Below are 24,510 nucleotides of genomic sequence, written 5' to 3' on the forward strand. Positions count from 1 at the left end.
ATTTTCAGTTAATCAGAACGGATACGTTTTGCAGCTTCTCCTCCTGCTGCTGTTGCCGCAGGAGCTGATAACAGGCCAGCTGACCGAATGCAATGCATTCATCATTCGGACTCAGTTGCCGGTGCCAGTACAATTCGTTATTGCCGCCCATTAAATCAGTAATCATATCTGCCAGCAGTGCATTTTGAAAAACACCGCCGCTGAATGTAATCTTACGGGTATTGAAATGTTCACTTACGCGCCTTATGGCATGTGCCAGTGAATAAAAAACTTTTTGCGCTATTTCATCCCTGGCTTTATCCTGTGCCAAATCATCGGTCAGCTCCTGCAGGAGCACGGAAAAATCAAGCCTGTTATTTTTCAGCGGAACAGGATAGTAATCCTTCCAGGGGCGATTACACTTTCGCGCCAGTGCTTCCAGCTTCATGGCTGCTTCACCTTCATACGAGTTGATATCACAGATGCCTGCCATGGAAGCGATGCCGTCTAAAAATCTTCCCATGCTGCTCGTGAGCAGATCAGCAGGCTGACTGATCAGTTGTAAATAATATTTCCATTCCTGCACAGAGAAGCGGGACTGCATGATCTTCATTCTTTCCGGTAAAAATTTCAGCATGGATAAAGCAGACAGGCGCGGCTCCCTGCTCATCTTATCGCCGAGGAGCTGAGGAAAATATTCCAGTTGCGCCACACGCTGTTGAACAGCGTTTTCCAGCAGAAAAAATTCACCACCCCAAACCTGTTGATCATCGCCATAACCTGTGCCGTCCCAGATAACACCAAGCACCGGGTCCCTGCTGCAGAGCAGGTTATTCTCAGCCAGCACAGCGGCAAAATGCGCCTTGTGATGCTGAATGCTGATGTAAGGAATTCCCTGTTGTGCAGCTATTTCCTTTCCATGCTCCGATACAAAATAGCCGGGATGCTTATCAACAAGGATCATATCGGGCTTCATTTGCAACAGCTGCAAAAGATGATGCAACGTTTTGTCATAGGCAAACTGTGATGCTGCATTTTCCTGGTTGCCGAGGAACTGACTGATAAACAGCTGCTGCTTATGTTGAATGGCAAATGCGCTTTTGAGCTCCGCGCCCATGGCAAGCAGGCACTCCGGTGTGTCAGCAAGCGGATTGGGAAAGTAACCCGGCGAAAGTCCCCTGCTCCGTCTCAAAATTATTTGCCGGCCCGTGGCAGTAACCTGCAGCACACTGTCATCCTGCGGCATTACAATATCGCGATCGTAGGTTACTACATAGTCTGCGATGCCGTGTAACAGCTCCAGTGCTTCCTGATCATCTGAAATGATCGGTGATCCGCTGATATTGGCACTCGTAGCCACGAGTGGTTTTCCAAATGTGCCGGCAACAAGCAACAATAACGGTGAACACGGAAGCATCAACCCAATGCTGCCGAGCCCGGGCGCGATGCCGGCAGCACAGATATTTATTGCTTTATCATCCCGCAACCGGCAGAGAACAATGGGTGAGGCTTTGCTTTTCAAAACGGCTTCCTCATGTCGGGAAATAATCACATCTTCTTTTGCGAAGTTAATGTCAGCGTATAACAGGGCGAAAGGTTTCGCTGGCCGGTGTTTTCTCTGACGCAACTGCTGCACTGCCGCTGCATTGCCGGCATCACAAAGCAGCAGGTAGCCGCCTATTCCTTTAACGGCAGCTACAGCACCTTGCAGCAGTACAGTGTTTAATTGGTGAAGCAACTCATCCGTATGACTGCTTAGCAATACACCTGCTGCATCGTATAAGTGCATCGGAATAGCGCAGGCCGGGCAAGAGTTGGTCTGACTGTAGTACCGGTCATCGCCGACATCAAAATATTCCTTGTTGCACACAGGGCACATCTTCAAAGCAGCCATTGAGGTATTGCTTCTTTCATACGGCAATTCCCTGATGATGGAATACCTTGGCCCGCATTGCAGGCAGGTGGTGAATGGATAATGATAACGCCTGTTGCTGCTGTCGAGCACTTCATTTCTGCAGGACTCGCACATACCAAAATCAGGTGTAAGCAGCAAATCGGTGCCGGCATTTACTTCGCCCTCGCGGATGGTAAACGAAACAAAGACATGCGGCTTTATTTCCTTTATGGTATGGCTTGTAATAACCGCATTCACCGGAGCTGCGGCAAGGATGCCGGCATAAAATTGCTGTGCACTTTCTTCCGATGCATTGCATTCGATATGCACGCCGTCCTTTGCATTACTAACCCAGCCATTCAATCCATGCTGCATGGCCAGCCGGTATACATGCGGCCGAAAGCCAACACCCTGCACCAGCCCTCCGATATGAATGTGATATGTTTTCATGACATGCTTCAGGCGGGTTCGTGCACCTTCACTTTCGATTGCAGCCAATGGTACCAATCCTGCATACCATTTCCGGTAAGGCAACTGAGCTCTATGATATCAAGTTGATGATTGATGCTTTTCGCATATTGCTTTGCCTTTTTCATGTTAAACGGAACATAAGGGAGCAGATCCGTCTTATTGATGATGCAGAGTGTGGAAGTGTGAAACATCTCAGGATATTTCAACGGCTTGTCTTCCCCTTCCGTTACACTCATAATCACCACTCTTTCTTTTTCACCCAGATCAAACATAGCAGGGCAAACAAGGTTGCCCACATTCTCAATAAAAAGCACCGCATTTTCATTCAGCTTCATACGATGAATTGCCTGTTGAACCATATTGGCATCGAGATGGCAACCCTTTCCTGTATTGATCTGCATCACTTTTGTTCCGGTCGCATAAATGCGGTCGGCATCAAGGCTTGTCTGCTGATCGCCTTCAATCACAAAAAATTCATAGCCTGATTTAAGGTCCCTGAGTGTTTTCTCCAGCAAGGTGGTCTTGCCGGAACCGGGAGAACTCACCAGGTTGATGGCAAAAATGTTTTTTGCTTCCAGGTAGCCGCGGTTTCTTTCCGCAAGCAGGTTATTCTGCTGCAGTATATCCTGCTCTACGGAAATGAGCGTCTTATGCTGGCTATGCTTTTGCGGATCCTGCTGCAGCGGTTCCGCTGAAGAAGCAGCCGGAGAACGGTCGAGGTGCAATTGCCCCTGCCGCGGAATACTGCCCGGCATATGGAGGGAAACACTTCCATTACTTTCACAACCACAAGTTGCACACATAGTATTTAACTTTTAACATCATGATAAGATTATGCAAGCCATTCACCCCTGGCAGCTGACCATCATTGCGGAATATGATACGCTCATGCTGCTGTCATCAGCTATTCTGCCGGCTTGTCCTTCTTCCTGAAAAAAATTGTTCCGGCAATTACTACTGCCGCAAGGCCTAATACAAAGACAAGATGTTGCGGTTCCACAAAGTAATGCGTGATAGTGTTGCCGTCGGTATGGCCGTGGCCTTCATGCCCTAAAGCAATAGACGGCAGTAACCCTGCCAGCAAACTCAGGCTCATTAATTTTTTCATGTTGTACTGTTTTTTTCTTTCCAATATTACGATAAAAAGCAAGTTATGCACCCTTAACAAAAATCATATGTCCTCATGATTAATGTCATTTCGTTATGGTTGACTGTTCAATGCCATCACTTGTGATGAGAGCCTGTACCAGCAGGATGTATCAAGAAGCTATCACAAAATGCCTGGAGTCATGCCTAAAGAAATTCGGCATGACCGCACCGATTACCTGTTTTGAGTTAGCTTCCAATTAGCACCCGGGGAACAACTGCTGCTTTCATTGATGACTGCCTAAAATCAGTACCGATCATGATATTAATCATATGGCATAACGTATTAAAAAAAGAGTTTAGCCTTTCTTTTTAACATAATTATTCAGTAGTCATGTCTGAAGAAAAATTTTTGAAACCCGACGAACCTGCTCAAACGCAAATGCTGAATCATTTGTGGGAGTTGCAGCGCAAGAATGGATTTATTAACGATGACGATATCAGGCAGCTCTCGGAGAAGTTTAATCTGTCAGCTATTGAAGTGGAGGGAGTAGTTTCCTTTTATCATTTTTTCCACCGCAAGCCGGCCGGCAAATTCACGATCTATCTTAATAACAGTATAGTTGCGGATTTAAAGGGATTCAGCCGAATTAAAGAAACCTTTGAAAGGGAGACCGGTACCACCTTCGGATCGGTGGATCGTACCGGAACATTTGGGTTGTTTCTTACACCTTGCATTGGCTTGAGCGATCAGGAACCTTCCGCTTTAATTAACTTCTATCCTTTCACCAACCTGAATGCCATAAAGGTGAAGGATACGATTGCGGCACTGAAAAACGGTATCAGGCCGGAGGCCATCTGTGATGCGCCTGCCGATCATATCCGCTATACACCATCCGACGGCAAGAGCGTTTTCTTTAGTGCATTCAAAGAAGGCGCAGCACTGTCGAGAGCAAAAACACTGGGCGCTCAGGGTGTTTTGGATGAATTGAAAAAAGCGGAACTGGCGGGCCGCGGCGGAGCAAACTATCCGACGTGGAAGAAATGGAATGCCGCCATGCTGCAACCTGCACAGCCGAAAGTCGTGATCTGCAATGCCGATGAAGGAGAGCCCGGTACTTTTAAGGATCGTGTATTAATCAACAGCCAGGCAAAATCTTTGATAGAAGGCATGATCATCTGCGGTTACACCATTGGAGCAGGCTATGGCATCATTTACCTGCGTGGCGAATACACGTGGCTGAAAAGCAGGCTCGATGATGCCATCAATGAATACAAAGCCGCCGGCTTGCTTGGTGACGACTGCGGTGGCATTCATGGTTTTCATTTTGATATCAGGATTCAGTCAGGTGCGGGTTCTTATGTATGCGGTGAAGAGACAGCGCTGCTGGAATCGCTTGAAGGCAAACGTGGCGAGCCGCGTACGAAGTGGTTTTTCCCGGTGGAAAAGGGCTACCTGCAACAACCTACCGTCATCAATAACGTGGAGACGTTTTGTGCAGCAGCGCGCATCGTGGAGATGACGGCTGATGCTTATGTTCAGCTTGGCATTCCCGGCTCGCCCGGCACAAAGCTCATCAGTGTTTCAGGCGATTGCCGGTTACCGGGCATCTATGAGATTGAATGGGGCATGACGGTGGCCGAGTTACTCGAACTCTGTGAAGCGGATGATCCCTATTACATTCAGATCAGCGGCCCGTCGGGCGAATGCATTTCGGTGAAAGAAAAGTACCGGCGTATTTCCATGCTCGACCTGATGGCACGCAAAGATGTGCGGTGCGGAGGCTCTTTCATGGTATTTAACCGGCAGCGCGACCTGGTGAAGGTGCTGCTGAATTATGCTGAATTTTTCAAATCCGAATCATGTGGCATCTGCACGCCTTGCCGCGCCGGCAACTTCATTATTCAGCGCAAGCTTGAACGGCTGGATAACGGTTTGGCTACAGAAGTTGATCTGGAACAGTTGAGAAGCTGGGGAACCATCATGAAAAACACAAGCCGGTGCGGATTAGGCAAGACGGCGACCAACAGCCTGATCTATGCAATGGATAAATTCCATGACTATTTCAAAAGCAAGCTGGACAAAGATTTTAATGGCCTCAGCCTGAAGTTTGATATGGAGGCCGCTACGGAAGAATACGAGAGATATAAAATTTAAGTGGTTATGTCAAAGATGATCAACATCACAATAGATGGCAAAGCCTTACAGGTGGAAGAAGGAAAAAACCTGATGATTGCAGCCAGGGAAAACGGAATCTTCATACCATCGCTATGTTACTATGAGCATATTGAACCACCGCTCGGAAGCTGCAGGGTTTGTTCGTGTAAGATCAATGGCAAGTTTGGGCCGGCCTGCACGGAGAAAGTAACGGAAGGACTTACGGTGGAAGTGAACACGCCGGAACTGACAGATACACGCAAAGCGCTCGTGGAAATGATGTTTGCCGAAGGCAATCACATCTGCCCGGCCTGCGAGAAGAGTGGTAAGTGCGACCTCCAGCATATGGGTTACGAACTCGGTGTTTCTTCAACCCGTTTTCAACATCTGTTCAAAGACCGCATTATCGATTTTAATCCCAGCAGGATGGTGATGGAGCACAACCGCTGCATCAAGTGCATGCGCTGCGTAGTGGACGTGCTTACCAGCGATGGCAAACGGGTGTTCACGTATCAGAACAGGGGCAATGAAACATTTGTCGGCATAGACTATGAGCAGGAAGCGCGGCTCACGGAAGAAGAAGCCATCAATGCAATGAAGATCTGCCCTACCGGAGCCATTATTATCAGGGGCGTCAATCAGTCGGAGCCATTCGGCGAACGCAAATTTGATTTGCAGTCGTCACAAAAAGACTACAACAAAAAAACCGCACACAAGAAGCGCACAGTGCCGATGGAAAAAAAGATAGTTGCCACGGTTTCATTAGCCGGTTGCTTCGGATGCCACATGTCGTTACTTGATATTGATACGGAGCTGCTCGACGTGGTTGAGCTGGTCTCATTTACCAAGTCGCCGCTCACCGATATCAAGAAGTTCAATAACCGCTGTCATATAGGGTTGATTGAAGGCGGATGCTGCAACTCAGAAAATGTTGAAACACTCCGCTACTTCAGGGAAAACTGCGACATCCTCGTAGCATTGGGTGAATGTGCCGTGTGGGGCGGATTACCAACCATGCGGAATGCCATTCCATTGAGTGAATGCCTGGAAGAAGCGTACCTGAATTCTGTCACCAGCGAGCCGGGCAATACCATTGTTCCCTATCATGAAGATTTGCCGAAAATTCTCGACAGGGTGTATGCCTGCAACGAGATCGTAAAAATCGACTATTACATTCCCGGCTGTCCGCCTGATGCCAATCATATCTGGAAAGCCGTGAAGAACCTGTTGTGGGGTGAAGAATATTCCATCCTGTATTCAGAATTTAAATACGACTAATGCACCACTGACATGAACAGAAAAATAATGATTGATCCGGTTACAAGGGTGGAAGGCCATGGAAGGGTCACCATTCACCTCGATGAATACGGACAAGTGAAAGACTCCTTCTTTCATATAGTTGAGTTCAGGGGATTTGAAAGATTCATACAGGGACATCCTTACTGGGAGGCACCGGTACTGGTGCAACGGCTCTGTGGCATCTGCCCGGTCAGCCATCACCTAGCTGCGGCTAAAGCTGTGGATCAGTTGGTTGGCATCGACCCCAAAGACCTTTCACCAACGGCCATCCTGCTTCGCCGGCTGATGCATTTCGGGCAGGTGTTTCAATCGCATGCCTTGCATTTCTTTTATCTCGCATCACCGGACCTGCTCTTCGGAATGGATGCACCTGCCGAAAAAAGAAATGTGGTGGCTGTTGCCGTGGAGAACAGGGAGTTGGCCATCAAGGGCATTACCATGCGCAAATTCGGGCAGGAGATTATCAAAGCCGTGGCAGGAAAAAAAATACATGGCATCCTGGCGGTGCCCGGCGGTGTTCACAAAACACTTACCGAAGAAGAACGGGACTACTTCCTGAGTGGGAAGCAGATTGAGAATATTGATACGATGATTGAATGGTCATTGGCCATCGTCAATTTCATGAAGGATTACCATGCGAAAAACCGCAAATTCCTCGATGAGTTCGCGGCTTTCCCCTCCGGCCATCTCGGCATGGTGAATCAGGAAGGCGGGCTTGATTTATATGATGGCAGGCTCCGCGCCATCGACAGTGACGGCAACATCACGCTCAACGATATCTCCACCGACTTGTACCAGGAATATTTTTCTGAAGCTGTGGCGCAATGGTCCTATATGAAATTTCCATACCTGAAAGAAGTAGGTAGAGATAAAGGATGGAACCGCGTCGGGCCGCTGGCGCGCATGAATATCTGTGATTTCATTACCACGCCGCTGGCTGAAAAAGAACGGCAGGCATTTATCGCTTTTACCGGCAAAAAAGTTAACAACAGCACGATGTATTCTCACTGGGCCCGGCTGATTGAAGTGCTTCATTGCGCTGAAGTGATCAGGGATTTGCTGCATGACCCTGCTCTCATGGGTAACGACCTTATTCGAAAAGGTACACCACGTTTAAAAGGCATTGGCATTATTGAAGCACCGCGCGGAACGCTTACACATCATTATGAAGTGGATGAAAAAGGCATGATTACACGTTGCAACCTGATTGTTTCCACCACCCACAATAATGATGCGATGAACACTGCCGTAAAATGGGTGGCCAATAATGTGATCAGCCGCAGCGGCACCATTACAGACGGCATGCTCAACCAGGTGGAAGTAGCGATCAGGGCCTATGATCCATGCCTCAGTTGCGCGACACAGGCAATGGGTAAAATGCCGCTGCATGCAGAAGTTTATAATCATCTCGGAGAACTCATTGATGAAAAACATAAAAACTGATAAACCGGCGGCGTTGTTAATCGGCATTGGTAACAGCGGCCGCAGCGATGATGGCGCAGGTTGGTTGTTTGCCGACATGGCTGCTCACCTGCCCAACCTGCATTGCGAATACCGTTATCAGCTGCAGATTGAAGATGCTGAACTGGTGAGCCGGTACGACAGGGTATTCTTTGCCGATGCATCGCATATTGCATTGCCCGATGGATTTGAAATCAAACGCATCAAAGCAGCGGGCCATTTTTATTATTCTTCTCACCTGCAGTCACCGGAAACCATTCTTTATCTCGCCCGGATGTTGTACGACAGAAATCCTGTTGCATATACCATCGCACTGGAAGGTGATAACTGGTCGCTGGGAACAGAGGCCGGGCCGGTTGTGAAACATCATTTACAGGCAGCCTACACTTATTTCGAAAAGCACCTGTTGCCGGCTGATGACTGTCCGGTATCTTTCATCAGGACATAATGTAAAAACGCAACCTGCTCCATCTTCATAACCGGGCATTGAATAATTTTTTTCAGGCTTTAAGTATGCGACGCAGTTCCGGATACATGCTGTGATACTGAAAGCATTCTTATGGATACAGATAAGGCGCTTTGCTATATGTCAGCTTTCTTACATTTTCCAGCACCTGTCTCATGTAAGCCTTCCAAAAAAACTTTGTAAACAGCCAGTTCAACGGGTAGAGCCACGGAGTAGCGGCATATAATTGATACGTATATGTAATCGCTGTTTTATCCGCTGCCAGCGGTGTTGTTTTCCACTCACCAACAAACTTATTAAAACCTAACATCCAAGATTGAAAGTCATCCACCCGGAATTTCCAATATTGATTTTCATGTCTCTCCAAAATCGTATCCACTGAAACGAATCCGCCTTTTTGTGTCAGTGATTTTGCAGCGTAAACTTTTTTGCTGCTTCCCGGCTTTCCCCAATTCGCATCGCCTGATGTATGCGTTACCTTAGGCATGATACCAAAACCTGTATGCACTTTGGAAACATCACACAGCATAGGTGTTTTAAAGGCCCTTTCCAATGAGCATTCATAAATGGCGTTAACAGTTACACTAATCATCATATTGGCACTGCGGCATTCAGCACACCATGCAGCTTGTATTTCTTCATACTGATAGACCCATGACGGGTGATGGCAAATGTTATTTATCCTTGATATACCTGACAGAAAAACCATTCGCCCTGCGATAGGTGGTTTTGACAATGGAAGGATTTCCTTTCTCAAAATGAATTCCATATGCAGTCTGTTCACCGTCGGTGGTGGAGCTCCAGTAGAATCCCCAGGTATCTTTGAAATTGTAAATGTCGGTCGGGCTGATATTTGCACTCTTATTACCACCCATCAGCAGGTTCAGTCCGGAAGCGCCGCCTTCCAGCAAAGCGGGCAGTGCTTTATCGTCGCCGCCAAAATAATTGATCAGCTCCTGCCATTCATCCAGCGTTGGAAGGTGCCAGCCCGGAGGGGCTGCTGCCAGCGCATTGCTGAAATAGTAGAGCCGGCCATACTTCAGGTTATTAATGGAGTCGTTTTCAAAATACCAGCTCTTGGGAGTTTTGTAGTCCCAGTTTTTTGCCATCCAAACCTGGTTACCAATGGTAACAGAAGGAAAATCAGTGGCGGCTAGAGTACTGTTGCCGGATGGATGATCACCACCTGATACCGCAACGGAAAGCATCAATAGAGCGGCAAGCAATGTGTAAGTCTTCATAAACTCCTGTTTTCTGACTGAAAAATTAGAATGAATTATTGAATTGCAAAAATCTGCGTGCGATCCGTGTCGCTGTCCTTTACGCAAACTTAGTTTGTTATCGCAGCTTCAGCTTTCACTGCCCTTCGCTTGCGGCAATCAGTTGTTGCAGGTAACCTTCCGGCAACTGAATACCCAGCTTCAACACCTGCTGTGCATCGGCAGTCGCTTCCTTATACCGTTGCAGCTTTTCCAGCGCCTGCATCCTGAAGTAATAGTTATTGGGCACATTGGGGTTGTTGGCGATGGCCGCCGAAAGATCTGCCACGGCTTGAGGATAATTGCCAGTCTTCAGGTAAGCCAGCCCGCGATTGTTCAGCACATCAAAAAAAGCAGGGTCATATCGCAGGGCGAGGTTGTAATTGACGATGGCGGAATCAGGCTGCTCTTTAATCATGTACAGGTTGCCGAGGTTATTATATGCCCGTGCATTAGCAGGATTTTGGCGGATGGCAATCATAAAATCGGTGAAGGCGCTGTCATTTTTCTCCGCAATGCTGAAAGCGATGCCACGATTCATGTGCGCATCAGCATCACCCGGCTTAAGTTTCACTGCGCGATTACCATCCATGATGGCCGAATCAATTTTGTTGAGCACCCGGTACAGGTCGCAGCGGTTCACCAGTGCCTGCGCAAAATCCGGTTGAAGTCGCAGCGCATGATCATAGTTTTTCTTGGCAAGATCGAGCTGATTTTTTTTCTGGTAATAAGAACCCAGGTCGTTATATGCAATAGGCACCCGTGGAAATTTGGCTATCACATCTGTCCATAGCTGTTCACTGCTGTACCATACAGCCGTGCGAGTGCTGCAGGTATATGCAAGAAAAAGCATCCAACCGGATACACAAATCATCAGCGGCCACCTGATGACAGCAGTATGACGAAGCTGTTGTTGCCACGTAAGGGAAGTAAACATGGCGATGGCAAAAAACAATCCTGTAAAGGAAAGGTACGTGTAACGGTCAGCAGTAATCGCACCACCCACCGGCAACAACTGCAAGACGAGGAATATATTCACCAGGAAAAAAAGCAAACCAAAAACAAGCCAGCCGGCTTGTTTCCTGAACCAGGCAACCGGCAATGCGATCAGCAGCACAATAACGGGTGCGGCATACACCATTGCCGGAAATGCATGGTTGCTTTCTTCCGGGTACGGATAGTATGCCGAAAGATAAACCGGCCATACTAATCTGTACAGGTAGCTTACGATGGCATAAGCGGAAAACATCAGCCTTTCAGGAAAAGTATATAATGTGATATCCTGAATGGAGTCGGAAGCCCGCTGCGCATAGATGGCCATCACCCCAAACAACAGCGACAAAACAAACAGCGGGAGTTTTTCCAGCAACAACTTGCCGGTGAACTTCTCCTTCCGGTACCAATCCACCAGCAGCATGATCACCGGAAGGGTGACAGCCTGCGCCTTTGACAGCAGCGACAGCAGGAAGAAAAGCAACAGGAGTACATACAGAAGACGCTTCCGCCTGTCATTCTTATAACCAATATAACAGAGCAATGCGGCAAAATAGAAGCAGGTATACAGCAGGTCTTTCTGTGCACTCACCCATGCAACCGACTCCACATGCGCAGGATGAATAGCGAACAGCAGTGAGCAGATGAATGCCGCAATGTCATTTTTCGAAAGCCGCTGTACAAGAAAAAACAATAGCAATGCATTCAACAGATGCAGCAATAAGCTGATGACATGAAAGCCCTGCGCATCATCCTGAAAAAAAGCATACTCGATGGCTTGCACGAGCACCGTTACCGGGTGATAGTTACCCATCACCTGTTCGGTCATGATGCGGCTGATGTCGAATCCTGTTACTATTTCATTCTTCAGCACATAGCCTTCATCGTCCCAATTCGTCCATTTGTTATTAAGAGAAGGCGCATATACTATAACCGTCAGCAGCAATATCAAAGCCACCGGCAGCAAGGCCCGGTTGCTGCGCGCAGGAGGGGCATCTTTTTTTGCAGCAATGTTAGTTTGTTGTGCAGGAAATTTTTTACTCCTGCTTTTCTTAGATGAACTCATGTAGCAAAAATAATCGAGACCGGAAAAGTAAGCAGAAGCTATCTCAAAATAGTCAATCAATGATGTCATGCCGAATTTATTTCGGCATCTGTCAATGAATGGAAGAGATCCTGCAACAAGTTCAGGATGACTCCGGAAATTTTCCGATAGCTTCTGGTAAAAAGGGAAATCATTCGCTGAACACCGGCACACAAACCTGGAAGTATCCGTTGGTTTGTGATACCTGGAAATCCTTGCCACCGAGCAGTTCACAACGCGCCTTTATATTGTGTAATCCAAAACCGGTGGAGATGACATCTTTTTTTGTCTGTATTTTATTGCGGACGCAAATACGTTTATTTTCCAGTGAATAAACCTGCACTTCCAGCGGCTGTTCTTCGGATGCCACATTGTGCTTCACTGCATTTTCGATCAGCAACTGCAACGTAAGCGGCGGAATTTTTTTCTGCAGGAGGCTTTCAGGAATATTCATCTGCACAATTAAGCGGTCACCATGGCGCTGCTTCAGCAGGAATACATAGTTCTCCGTCAGTTCAAGTTCTTTTTCAATAGTGATAAGGTCAATGTCTTTATAGGATAGCAAACTGCGGTAAAAATCGGAAAGGTGATCAATATACGACAGGGCGACGGCCTGATCTTCCTCCACCAGTGTAGCAAGTGTGTTGAAACTGTTGAAGAGAAAATGCGGATTGATCTGCGATTTCAGGTTTTCGAACTGAAACTCGATTCGCTCGCGCTTTAATTTTTCTTCCTTCTCACGGCGCCGGTCACGTTCTTTAATCAGGAAATTGACCAGGAACGCTGCGGCGATAACGCAACCGGTAATAAACCACCAGGTGGTCCAGAAGGGCGCTTCAATCGTAAAGGTGTAGGTGGCAGTCGGTGCATCATCGAAATTATGATGAATGGTGGATTGTATCTGAAACGTATAAGTTCCCGGCGGCAATCCCGGATAGATGGCCCGTTCATCTTTTGTGCGCACCCAGTCGAGGTCATGGCCTTTGAGCATGTACCGGTATCGAAGCTGTGAAGGATCAGAATTCCAGAATGCCTGGAAATCAAATGCGATGTGATTCTGATTATGTTTGAACTTATTGACGAGGTTAATATTGACAGGTTCCAGGTACACCATTACTTGCCTGATTTCCACCTGCGCCTCATGAGAATAATCGAGTGCCGGTGAATAGTATTTCAGTATTCCTTTTTTGGTGGCTATCCAGATATTACCAAACTGATCACGGCAGAAGGCATTTAGGTTGGGAGCTATGTTTTCAAATATTTGCCTTGTCCGGTAACGCCTCACCTGGCTGGCTTTATGTTCCACGATGTCCACGGCATCGTTTTCTATCACTACAATATCGCCGTTGGCATCTGTCGTAATGCCGGTGATGGATAAATCGCTGAGTCCCGACTTTAAACCGAAATTGGTGAAGGACTTGCCATTATACCTGAACAATCCGCTTGTGGGTGTACTGAACCAGATATTACCGTATGGATCTTCTGTAATGGAATAGACTGTATTAATGGCAAGATTGTCTGCCTTTTCAAATGACCTGAAATTTCCATTGTCATATACGATCAGTCCATTGCCATCTGTGGCAAACCAAACCCTTCCTTTTGTATCAATATAGGTCTGATAGAGGTAGTTGCTGTGCAGACCGCTTTCACTCGTGAAGTTCTGCAGTATGAGATCGCCTTTGCTTTCAATATCCATTTGAATATTGCAACGTGTAACGCCTCCCAGTGTGGCAATCCACACGTTAATCATATCGCCGCTGACGGATAAGACATTATCGTTTGCGAGTCCATCCTGTTGCATCACCCTTAAAAAAGCTTTTTTGCCGGCTGGTCTTAAAAAAACGCCATCATCAAAAGTGCCGACCCATAGATGATGATGATAATCCTCAAACACTGAGGTGATGACCGGCTGTGCCGCGCCGGCGGTAAGTTTGATTTTTTCAGTAATGCTGTTGCCGGTTGAGTCAAACTGCGTTCTGAACAAACCATCTATGGTAGCATACCAGAGTGAAGCATCGCTGTCGTAAAAGACTGCCTGCACCGGCTTTTTCAATTCTATATTTTCCGGTGTAACCCATTCAAAGAGTGCAGGAAACTGATCAAGGCCTCTCGTGGGTGAAACGACCCAGAAGTTACCTTCACTGTCGATCGTAATGTCAGTTGCCTTAATATTATCGTAACCGGTTTCCTGGTTATAAAAAATCGGATGATAGCTGTCATGCAAAGAAATACTCACCAATCCCCTTCCCATAGTGCCAATCAGCAACCGGTTATGATCCTTAATAGCTAATGAAGTTACGGGGCCATTATCCCAGTCGCGGCTGAAGGAAGGAATATCTAATTTATTCTGGGATATTTTAAATACGGAGATGCCATGGTCCTGTGTGCCTATCCATACATTATTGAATTCATCTACAGCAAGTGACCGTACAATCTCTTCCGGCAATCCTTCCTTAATACTGTAATTGATCAGCAGCGGCTTTCCATCCGATAAGGTACACCTCGTGAGGCCGCCATCAGTGCCCAGCCATATCGTTCCATCCGCTGATAAAATCATAGTATAGATCTGATTGTCCGGCAGTCCTTCAGCGGTGGTTACATGGTGAAGAATGCCATTCTGCCTGATATACAATCCGCTGCCATAGGTGGCTATCCATACAGTGCCGGCCCGGTCAACCTGTATGCTGACGATAGACGCCGGCAGGGATTCATCAATGGAAAATTCCTTGTTCCATACTTTCAGCGACCGGTGCATCAGTTTGCCGTCTTCAAATCCCATATAAACAAACTGACTGTCGCAGAACACGGCGGTGATGTTCTGAGAGGAACTGTCGCGGAAGGCAATAGAGTTAAAATCGGCGCCGTCGAAACTGAAGAGCCCTTTTGTGGTGCCCAGCCACATTCTGCCATATGGATCCTGTGTAATCCTGTTGATGGTGACAGGCTGATAAGATGATCCAGGTTCATATTGCCGCCATATAGGCGTTTGCCCGCTGACCGGCAAGTAAACCATTTGCAGCAGCAGGCAAATAATTACAATGTTATAAAAGCGGATCAAGCGAATTCAAATTAACTAAATTTCATCCACAGTTGAATTGCAGCACATCAGAACTTCACCATCGTTGCACAGCGCCCGCAATTCTCTTTTCCGTCCTGGAAAAATAGAGGTAACCAAAACAATTCAACCCGGATTTTTTCAAAATCAGGTCTTGCCATTATCAACCTGCCTTTAATAATAAAGGCAGACAAAGATATGATTACCGGTCGCAGGTGAATTACAGCACCAATCCGGTTATCACCTTATTTCGTAAACAACGGCACAGACAAACCATCATGTAAAAGGCAAAATTTAAATATTCATGATAAGGCAACAACAAATAGATGCCAAAATGATTTTTCAGCCTGTTAAGTGCGGTAAATCACCTGCTGAATAATTGCAGCAGCGGCAAGCACCGGCACATTTTCCTTACATCACATCTTTTCCAATGTCCTTCCTGAAGTACTTTCCTTCAAATGATATGATGGCTGCATTGCGATTGGCAATCTTTACAGCATCAGTGAGCTTTCTTGCAAATGCTGTTACGGCTATCACCCGACCGCCGTTTGATTCAATATCACCATTTGTGCGTTTACGGGTACCTGCGTGAAAGACGAGGCTTTCTGTGGTTAATCCAAGGTTTTCAATCAGCTTGCCTTTTTCATATGCTTCCGGATAACCGCCGGATGCCAGCACAACAGTTGCCGCCGCATAAGGCAATATCTCGATGTGCTTTTCATCCAGGTTTTCATTGGCAACGCCAAGGAAGAGTTCAACGAGATCACTCTTCAATCGTGGAATAACGGCCTCGGTTTCCGGGTCTCCCAACCGGCAATTGTATTCGATCACCCAGGGCTCATCGTTCACAATCATGAGCCCGAAATAGATGAAACCCTTGTAAATGATTTTTTCCTTTTGCAATCCGGTAATCGTCGGCTGAATGATCCGCTCTTCAATTTTTTTCATAAGCCGGTCATCGGCAAATGGTACAGGCGAAACGGCACCCATGCCACCGGTGTTAAGACCGGTATCGCCTTCTCCTATCCGTTTATAATCCTTTGCCGTTGGCAGCAGTTTATAATGCTTTCCATCAGTCAATACGAAAACACTCATCTCTATGCCATCCAGGAATTCTTCAATCACTACCATATTGCCTGCGGCACCAAACTTACCATGCAGTATTTCCTCCAGTTCCGATATTGCTGCTTCGCGTGTCGCACAAATCACTACTCCTTTGCCAGCTGCCAGTCCATCGGCCTTCAATACTATTGGGGTGGAATGACTTTGCAGATAAGCTACGGCATTCTTCATGTTTGCGGCCGTAAAGGTTGCATAACCTGCCGTCGGGATGTTGTGACGGTACATAAACGCTTTGGAAAAATCCTTGCTGCCCTCCAGTTGTGCTCCTTCGCTACCCGGACCAATTACAGGAATATTTCCGACCAGCTGACTTGATTCAAAATAATCGCTGATGCCTTTTACCAATGGCTCTTCCGGGCCTACCACAATCATCTGCACCTTATTGGCCAGCACAAACTGCTCAATGGCCGGAAAATCCGTGGATGCGATTGGCACATTTTCGCCATGTTTTTCCGTGCCCGGATTTCCCGGTGCAATAAATAATTTATCACAATGCGAACTCTGCGAAATTTTATACGCCAATGCATGCTCGCGGCCACCACTGCCGAGCAAAAGAATATTCATACGAAAGTTTTATGTGAGATGGTCTTGCAGATCGTGTTTTCTGCGGGGTTGAAAATAGGAACAAATCATTTCTTAAGAATACAAATGTGTAACAGGCTTCCCGGCAAAATAACTTCCGTAAAACCAACGTAGCGAAAGGCCTTCACCTTTCTCTGCGCTTATTGAGCCGGATGATCTATATTTCCACCTCATGAGCCCAATCAAAACAAACCGTGAATTCACCTGATATAACAAGCCGTATACTCCTCGATTTCAAACATCCGGTGACGGCTGCCAATATCACCATCCGGCCTGAGCCATTTACCATTCCGCCGACAGCATTCGCGCCACTGAAGGACTATTGGACACAGCAACTGAAAGAAAAACAATCCGCATTGCAGAAGGCTGGTATCATCTCCGTCATAAAAAGCGATACAGCACACGGAGCCCTTGCAACTTTATATGTGCATGAAAAACCCGTCATGTGGCCGGGCACTGCGGTTACGTTGCGCGATGCAACGATCATCAACGGGCAGGTACTGCTTACCGTAAGTGATATTCCATATCCATTCATTGCTGCACTGAATGATGCCGCTTTTCTCACGCAATCAGGTTTGCATGGCCTTGACTTGCGGCCACCACTTGCTGTCTGCACTTTCGCTATTACCACCGACAACATGCTGGTGCTTACCCAACGCGGACAAACCACCGGTGTTTATCCCGGACGTTTGTATGGGCAGGGCGGAAACCCGCACGATGCTCAATTCAATATCATTGAACATCAGCTGGAAGAAATGGCTGATGAATTGCTGGTTGCGCCGGAAGAAGCTGATGCAGACTCATTCAGATATTACGGCCTTGCAGAAGACCTCGAATCATTTCCGCGCAAACCCGATTTGGTGGGCATTGTGAGGCTTCGCATGGATGCGTCAACCTTGCTTGCAAGAAACAGGGAATGGCCTGCGGAAGACCGGCCGCCGGATGTCGCATCGCTGCTGTGTGTTCCGTATAACAAGCAGGCATTGGATCAATTCCTCCTGCAGGAAAAAACAGCGGCAGACTTTTGTCCGCCGGCATATGCCGGATTGCGATGGCTGATCAGCGAAGCATGGTAATTACTCCAACTATTTCTTAAGGAAACCGGAACAAAGAAATGGTCAGGCGTTCAGTCATACTGCTATTCAAACAACAACTTCCTGCTGAAGTGAGATGCTCCATCATAAATATTAATCAGTTTCACGCCGGCCGTGCCATGCAGTGGTATGAGGGTGGTTCCTTCCTGCAACTGCATTGCCTTTTGCCATTCGATACGCCCGAGCGGATCGCAGAGTTGCAGTGTTACAACAGTTGCCATGTTGACGGTAACATGTGCTGTATATCCATCTCCTGATTTTTCAATGGTAATTACCGGATCGGTTTTTAACTGACGCGGCAACTGTTCCTGTTTCATCAATTGCTGCACCTGCAGGGCAACGGTTGATCCTTCCCGCAGGATGGTGATATTATGCAATGTTACAGGTGAACCATCATAGCTGATAGTGCCGCTGTTCAGGATATTACCGTTATTATCCTTCACTGTCCAGTCAATCAATTGCCCTGGCAATGCATGAAACTGCTGCAGGCGCCGCAGGGTAACATCTGTTGTACAGCTATTATACTGTGTCATCAATACACCGCTTGCATACATATCCCTGATCTTGCACTTAATGCTATAGTAAGATGGCTGATCGGTGATGGATGCATCTTCCCAATCAAGATATCCGTTCCATGCCCCATACGGTGCACCGGACGTTGGTGTGCCGTTTCCCCAGTTCTGATTGATGGAACAGAAAGAAAATGCAGGGTAAGAACGGTTGTTATAAAACCGGTCGTAGTTGATGAATGCTTCAGAATCAGTGAAATTTTTATTGTTCCCGTTATGATTGCGCTGATCCCAATACCAAACGCCACCCTGACGGCCTACTTCCAGTGAATCATACCAGTAATAGTATTCCACCCATCCAAGCGTGCCGTCGTTTTTACCATGTACGCCACCCATGTAAGGCACGCCAACGGATTTATTGATACGGAACATCACACGCATGTCAAACAAATCCCAGATCATCAGTGGCAGGCCGTCATTAGGGTCGGGAACATCCGTCATCAGCGAATCATAATAGCCGCCCCATTGCTGTTCGCGCCAGGTGCCGGGAAAGGCCCGTACAAAAGGAGGCGCAACGGACACCCATACTGCTGCAAATAAACCCGGATACATCGCACCGCTCACCAATGGCCCGAATCCATTGTGCGAAGTACCATGCGCATACACACGGTGCGCATCAATATTTTTGTTGGCAATCACCCAATCGAGCGTCCACTTCACACGTGTTTGGGTAAAAGACTTTACGATCCCTGTATGCTGTACGGGGTTGCCGGTTCCATACATATCATAGTTTTCGTGAAAGCCATACCAATACGTGTTTTCGCCGTTAGGCAGCCAGTCATCGAGCAGCAGCATGTTGCAGTTGGTGCAATTGCTGGGAGTGAACGGTGTGAAAGGATCATTGTCGCGGTAATACACCATCAGGCCGCCGGTGCCCGTGGCATGCGCGATGAAGGTGAAATTATATCCGTAGGATCCCGAATTATTGAAAGCCGGTTGCAGTACGGCGGAAAGGTTATTTCCCCAGATCACATATTCATAACACACATCGCCGTTGGCCGGAACAGATTGCTGCAGCACAGGTTGTGGCGCTGCCAGCTTATTTTTAACTGCCACAGTAGTAGTGTTCTGCCCTGCAGTAAGCAGCGTATCCGCAATGCCGGTAAGGGTATTTTCTACAATCACCGCATAGTAATACTTCTTGGTGGTGGTGCAGGTGGTCACATACAATCCGTCAGCGGCAGTGAGCGCACCTGCCAACGGATCAATTGTGTAATAGATGCTTTGATTATAGAAGAGTGATTTGTGCCCGTTCTTACTGCTGTTATCACGAACATAACCAACATAGGCTGTGTTCTTGATTTGTTTCTTGCTGGTAAATGGCTTCGTGGCCTGGTAGAGGCGGTATTTCAACGAGGTTGCGGAAGGATTTTTCCAGGTGATGAAAACCTGCCCGTTTTTATAGGTGGCTTTTATCTGCGTAACGGTGTACGCATTTGCCGGTGAAGCGGATAACAGCAGACAACAACAGATGGTGATAAGGCAGGCAGCCATTTTGATGTGGTGAAGATGATGCATAAGTGCAGGGTTAAATCTATTATCAGTTTACGGTATGAGAAACCAGAAGCTATCGCAAAACAGGCAATCAATGCGGTCATGCCGGATTTATTTCGGCAGCTGTCAATGAATGGAAGAGATGCTGATCCCTATCAATCGGTACAGGATGACTCCGGGTATTTTGAGATAGCTTCCAATGAAAGCATTTCTAAAGATCTCCAAATTATTTAAATTTTTATATATAAAAGCCACAACTGCCTTTCCGGAAGCTTTTTAGTTGCTATTAAAACATCTCTCACAAAATAAGATGCGGCCGCAACAATTACGTGGCATGTTTGGCCGGCATAATGACCGTAAACTTCTTCACGCGCCGCTAAGCCATGGCATATTTTACGACTGACTAAACAGGTCTTCTCAACCACTGATGGCCGGTTGCTGCATCCTGCATCTGCAAACTGAATTATAACGGATATCACCCCAAACAATCACGTTTGTATCACAGAAACATCTTAACTGCCACAATGCGCACATCAGCGCAGCGGCAACAAATTCTTTTAACGCATCATCTGAATGATATCTGTCATGTTTTTAACAGCATGGTGAATGTAATTTTGGCGGATTAAATATGAAAGAATACGCATATAAAAAGTAAAAAGAGCAAAGCGGCATTTCTTTCCGGAGGTATGTGGGATTTCGCAAAGTCAGCTACTTCGTGAGATGTACCTAGTTACCGGTGAGAATTGACCGGATTATTTAACCATGTTTTTAAATCTATTGTCCTATGAAAAAATCAATTTTTCTATTCATGCTTGTGCCGGGTATATGGTCTTTGACAGCAACAGCACAGATTTCCGCTCCTCCCATTCAATGGCAAAATACGATTGGCGGAAGTTATATTGACGAACTGTATGACGTGATACAAACTACCGACGGAGGATACCTGCTCGGAGGAAAGTCCTACTTCGGCGCATCAGCCGATAAAACCGAACCAGGCTATGGCAGATATGATTATTGGGTGGTGAAGCTCGATGCAAGCGGTGCTGTCACCTGGGAACGTTCGTATGGTGGCGACCTGGATGACCAACTCAACAAGGTATTGCAAACACCGGATGGCGGATACCTGCTGGCCGGCTATTCTTATTCAGGCAATACCGGTAATAAAACGACTACTGCTTACGGCGATGCTGATTACTGGCTGGTTAAACTGGATAACCTCGGTGATATTGAATGGCAACAGTCTTATGGCGGTAAAGGAGCTGATTGGTTAACTTCCCTTGCCTCCACCGCCGACAGCGGATTCATACTCGGTGGAACATCAGGCTCCGGTATTTCAGGCATTAAGACGGAACCTGCTTCAGGTCAAACTGATTACTGGGTGATTAAAACCGACAGCAAGGGTGTTCTGCAATGGCAAAATACTATTGGCGGAAACCGGCGTGACTACCTGTTTGCCATTGAACAAACAACTGACGATGGATATATCATCGGCGGCCAGTCCTGGTCACCGGTATCAGGAGATAAAACCGAGGCCAAAATAGGCGGTACCGATTTCTGGGTGGTGAAACTGGATAGTGCAGGTTCCATTGTTTGGGAAAATACCATCGGAAGCAATCAAACTGAAGCACCAAAAAGCATTCATCAGACACCGGATGAAGGATACATAATTGGCGGTTATTCCAACTCTGCCGGATTAAAAGATAAGACGGAAGATTGCAAAGGAGAAACCGATTACTGGGTGATTAAACTGAGCGCCGGCGGTATTATAGAATGGGACAGAACCATTGGTGGCAGTCATGTCGAATATTTAAATGATGTTGCGTTGACCAACGATGGAGGTTACATTATAGGCGGTGAATCGCTTTCAGGCATCTCCGGTGACAAGAACGAACCTTCCCGCGGTGGCTACGACTACTGGGTGGTTAAAATCAACAGTACCGGTACCATTATATGGCAGAAGACGCTTGGTGGCAGCGGATTCTACGATATCTTGCATGCAATCCGGCAATGCAGTGACGGCGGATATATTCTTGCAGGATTTTCCGATTCGGGCTTGACGGGCGATAAGACGGAAGCCGGGCAGGGCGCTGCCGATTACTGGGTGGTGAAACTGGAACCGCTTGCCTGCAGCGGCTGGACCGTGTATGTGGATGCCGATAACGACGGTTATGGTGATCCTGACAATAACTTCTTTTCCCCGGATTGCATCTTACCACCGGGTTACATTACTGACGGAACGGATTGTAACGATGCGGATCCTGACATCCATCCGATGGTATTCGATATTTGCTACAATAATATTGATGAGAACTGTGACGGTCTCATCGATGAAAACTGCATCTGTGCAGCGCCGGTAAATCTCAGCATAGTCAGTGTTACACCTGCTTCGGCACTGCTGAGTTGGAGCGCAGCTGCCAATGCCATCAGCTATAAAGTTCAATTCAAGCAGAAGAAAACCGATACCTGGACTACCATTAAAGTAGAGGGTACTAACACAGTTGAAGTTACCGGATTAGATGCAAGCACTGAATACGCATGGCAGGTAAAAAGCAGGTGCGTTAAAAATCCGGATGTGCTTTCCGACTGGTCTAAAAAGAATTTCTTTATCACCGGAGCACTGAAGGAAAGCCTGGTAACTCCTTTTTCATTAGAGATTTATCCCAATCCTGCTTCAGGCAATACGACCCTTCATTTCAACCTGCCGGATGCATCACGGATTACTTTGCAGATTTTTGATGTGAACGGAAAACAGGTGCAAACTGTCATTGATAAAACACTTGCAGCTGGAGATCATGCCTTTCAAATCAACACTGCGACTTTATCTCAAGGCATCTACTTTGTGCGGATGACAACCATGGATGGAACAATGAATCAAAAACTGATCGTGGAGTGAATCGTATTCATTAAAAAATATTTGACGAGGCGTGTAAACCCCTGGCATTATGTTGCTGCATCGTGTCAGGGGTTTCACTTTGCAGGCAGCATGCCGCACCTCGAAGTGATGCTGCATTACTCTCGTTGTATCCATCGTATCTTTATTTTATGACAGCCTATGAAACCGCAGCACTGCAGGAATTAAAACGCTGGCAACGCATCACTGCCAGAGGGCCGTCGCCGGCCGGGCAACTCGCCAAAAAAATTCAGGATAGCATGAACAGCGTTATTCCTGAAAAAGTACACAGCACCCTCACTGTTGCCATCAAAGAAATGGTACGTGTAGTTTTATACGGCGCCGGTTTCACCACTAAGAAATTTACTGCTGCCGCATCACTGGAAGAAAAGGAGATGAAAGTGCAGGCACAGGTTGATTTCTATAAAAAGACAGCGGCTACGGAAGGCGGCATAGCTGGCCTCGGTGGCATTTTCGCCGGCATTGCGGAATTCCCGGTTTTGCTGGCCATAAAAATGAAACTGCTTTTTGATATTGCAAGCATCTATGGATATGATGTAAAGGATTACAGGGAGAGACTGTACATCTTATATGTCTTTCAGCTTGCGTTCAGCAGTCCGCAACGGCGACAGCAAGTTTTTCAGCGATTGCATAACTGGGATGAATATGCCCTTCATCTGCCGCGCAACCTGCAGCAGTTTGACTGGCGAACCTTTCAACAGGAATACCGCGACTATATCGATCTTGCCAAGTTGGCACAGCTCCTTCCTTTTATCGGTGCATTGGTCGGCGTGATGGTAAACTACAAACTCCTGCACAAATTAGGCGAGACGGCCATGTATGCTTACAGGATGCGATTGTTTGCTGATAAATGAAAACGACCCTCTCGAAAAACTTGCCGGCATAGCATTGACTAACCCGGCGTATTGCATGGCAAACAGGTACGGCAGTTACCATTGCAAACCATGCACTCCAATAAATTCCTTTGAGCAATGCCCGTCGAATGTGGGAATGCGCGGCCATTTTTTATGCCTTTCAGAATTTTAGTTTACTTTTGGCTGTCATCATCAATCCTTCACCTCAATGAAAAAAATCCTTTTAATTCTTACCATTGCTTTGTTCGCCAATGTGATGGTTACAAAAGCACAAACAGCCGCAACTTCACCCGCTGCCAGCGACCAGAAAGAAACAGTTGCCAAAGAAACCATGCCGCAATGCCATGGCGTTACTGCAGCATGTCCGAAATCATGCCTGGATGAAAAGGCGAAAGCTTCATCTTCCACCACCACGCTTTCTGATAATTATGCGAATGCCGGCAGCGCGCCCGACACAGACAAGAAAGAAGCGAAAGCCACCTGCGCCGGTGATCCTTCAAAATCCTGTTGCAAGAGCGGCAGCCGTTCTTCTTCGATGATAAAAAACGCGAAGCCGGCCAAGACCTCTACTGCCATCGCTCCGAAAGAATCGGAAACACCCAAGCAATAATTTTTACCTTATTTCAGGAAAGGCACTGTATGAATTACGGTGCTTTTTTTATGCGCCTTTGCATAAACC

At 47.0% G+C, this 24,510-nt stretch carries 17 protein-coding genes; 8 read left to right on the forward strand and 9 right to left on the reverse strand.

Going from position 1 to position 24,510, the window contains the following annotated elements:
- Positions 1–4: 4 nt before the first annotated feature.
- The 3 genes from hypF to K1X61_03000 all read right to left on the reverse strand — a co-directional run bounded on the left by hypF (position 5) and on the right by K1X61_03000 (position 3,452).
- On the reverse strand, positions 5–2,323 hold the full coding sequence (gene hypF, locus K1X61_02990) for a carbamoyltransferase HypF (protein MBX7107592.1): 2,319 nt from the start codon (positions 2,321–2,323) through the stop codon (positions 5–7).
- Between the two features lie 8 nt (positions 2,324–2,331).
- The gene (hypB, locus tag K1X61_02995) at positions 2,332–3,147 is read right to left on the reverse strand and encodes a hydrogenase nickel incorporation protein HypB (GenBank protein MBX7107593.1); all 816 of its coding nucleotides are present in this window, start codon (positions 3,145–3,147) and stop codon (positions 2,332–2,334) included.
- 101 nt (positions 3,148–3,248) lie between these two features.
- Positions 3,249–3,452, reverse strand: coding sequence for a hypothetical protein (locus K1X61_03000; GenBank protein ID MBX7107594.1), 204 nt, complete (start codon positions 3,450–3,452; stop codon positions 3,249–3,251).
- A 372-nt stretch (positions 3,453–3,824) separates the two neighbouring features.
- Here K1X61_03000 and K1X61_03005 point away from each other — a divergent pair, with 372 nt between their 5' ends.
- Genes K1X61_03005 through K1X61_03020 form a run of 4 tightly spaced genes read left to right on the forward strand, consistent with a single transcriptional unit; the run spans position 3,825 to position 8,796 of the window.
- Positions 3,825–5,588, forward strand: coding sequence for an NAD(P)H-dependent oxidoreductase subunit E (locus K1X61_03005; GenBank protein ID MBX7107595.1), 1,764 nt, complete (start codon positions 3,825–3,827; stop codon positions 5,586–5,588).
- A 6-nt stretch (positions 5,589–5,594) separates the two neighbouring features.
- Positions 5,595–6,866, forward strand: coding sequence for a (2Fe-2S)-binding protein (locus K1X61_03010; GenBank protein ID MBX7107596.1), 1,272 nt, complete (start codon positions 5,595–5,597; stop codon positions 6,864–6,866).
- Positions 6,867–6,878: 12 nt separating this feature from the next.
- Positions 6,879–8,330 carry a Ni/Fe hydrogenase subunit alpha gene (locus K1X61_03015; protein MBX7107597.1) on the forward strand — a complete coding sequence of 484 codons (1,452 nt, stop codon included), beginning with the start codon at positions 6,879–6,881 and terminating at the stop codon, positions 8,328–8,330.
- Complete coding sequence (locus K1X61_03020) at positions 8,311–8,796, forward strand: hypothetical protein (protein MBX7107598.1); 486 nt, start codon at positions 8,311–8,313, stop codon at positions 8,794–8,796. The genes K1X61_03015 and K1X61_03020 overlap by 20 nt, the downstream gene beginning before the upstream one ends.
- A gap of 109 nt (positions 8,797–8,905) precedes the next feature.
- Here K1X61_03020 and K1X61_03025 read toward each other — a convergent pair whose 3' ends face one another.
- The 5 genes from K1X61_03025 to purD form a co-directional block, all read right to left on the reverse strand.
- Positions 8,906–9,583 (reverse strand): SRPBCC family protein, encoded by a 678-nt coding sequence (locus tag K1X61_03025; protein ID MBX7107599.1) that lies wholly within the window; start codon positions 9,581–9,583, stop codon positions 8,906–8,908.
- Complete coding sequence (locus K1X61_03030; GenBank protein ID MBX7107600.1) at positions 9,489–10,055, reverse strand: hypothetical protein; 567 nt, start codon at positions 10,053–10,055, stop codon at positions 9,489–9,491. The genes K1X61_03025 and K1X61_03030 overlap by 95 nt, the downstream gene beginning before the upstream one ends.
- Before the next feature lie 115 nt (positions 10,056–10,170).
- On the reverse strand, positions 10,171–12,201 hold the full coding sequence (locus K1X61_03035; protein MBX7107601.1) for a tetratricopeptide repeat protein: 2,031 nt from the start codon (positions 12,199–12,201) through the stop codon (positions 10,171–10,173).
- Between the two features lie 100 nt (positions 12,202–12,301).
- On the reverse strand, positions 12,302–15,208 hold the full coding sequence (locus tag K1X61_03040) for a histidine kinase (GenBank protein MBX7107602.1): 2,907 nt from the start codon (positions 15,206–15,208) through the stop codon (positions 12,302–12,304).
- 408 nt (positions 15,209–15,616) lie between these two features.
- A complete protein-coding gene (gene purD, locus K1X61_03045; GenBank protein ID MBX7107603.1) occupies positions 15,617–16,891 on the reverse strand; it encodes a phosphoribosylamine--glycine ligase in 1,275 nt (424 codons plus the stop codon).
- 212 nt (positions 16,892–17,103) lie between these two features.
- On the opposite strand from purD, the gene K1X61_03050 reads away from it, so the two are divergent.
- Entirely contained in the window at positions 17,104–17,985 is an 882-nt protein-coding gene (locus K1X61_03050) for a hypothetical protein (protein ID MBX7107604.1), read from the forward strand.
- A gap of 62 nt (positions 17,986–18,047) precedes the next feature.
- Here K1X61_03050 and K1X61_03055 read toward each other — a convergent pair whose 3' ends face one another.
- The gene (locus K1X61_03055; GenBank protein ID MBX7107605.1) at positions 18,048–20,090 is read right to left on the reverse strand and encodes a hypothetical protein; all 2,043 of its coding nucleotides are present in this window, start codon (positions 20,088–20,090) and stop codon (positions 18,048–18,050) included.
- A gap of 760 nt (positions 20,091–20,850) precedes the next feature.
- Between K1X61_03055 and K1X61_03060 the strand changes: the two genes are divergently transcribed.
- The 3 genes from K1X61_03060 (at position 20,851) to K1X61_03070 (ending at position 24,441) form a co-directional block, all read left to right on the forward strand.
- The gene (locus K1X61_03060) at positions 20,851–22,959 is read left to right on the forward strand and encodes a T9SS type A sorting domain-containing protein (protein MBX7107606.1); all 2,109 of its coding nucleotides are present in this window, start codon (positions 20,851–20,853) and stop codon (positions 22,957–22,959) included.
- A gap of 149 nt (positions 22,960–23,108) precedes the next feature.
- A complete protein-coding gene (locus tag K1X61_03065) occupies positions 23,109–23,831 on the forward strand; it encodes an EcsC family protein (GenBank protein MBX7107607.1) in 723 nt (240 codons plus the stop codon).
- Between the two features lie 208 nt (positions 23,832–24,039).
- Entirely contained in the window at positions 24,040–24,441 is a 402-nt protein-coding gene (locus tag K1X61_03070) for a hypothetical protein (protein MBX7107608.1), read from the forward strand.
- The last annotated feature ends 69 nt before the right edge of the window (positions 24,442–24,510 follow it).

The sequence above is a fragment of the Chitinophagales bacterium genome, assembly GCA_019694975.1.
In the GTDB taxonomy this organism is placed as follows: Bacteria; Bacteroidota; Bacteroidia; order Chitinophagales; family UBA10324; genus JACCZZ01.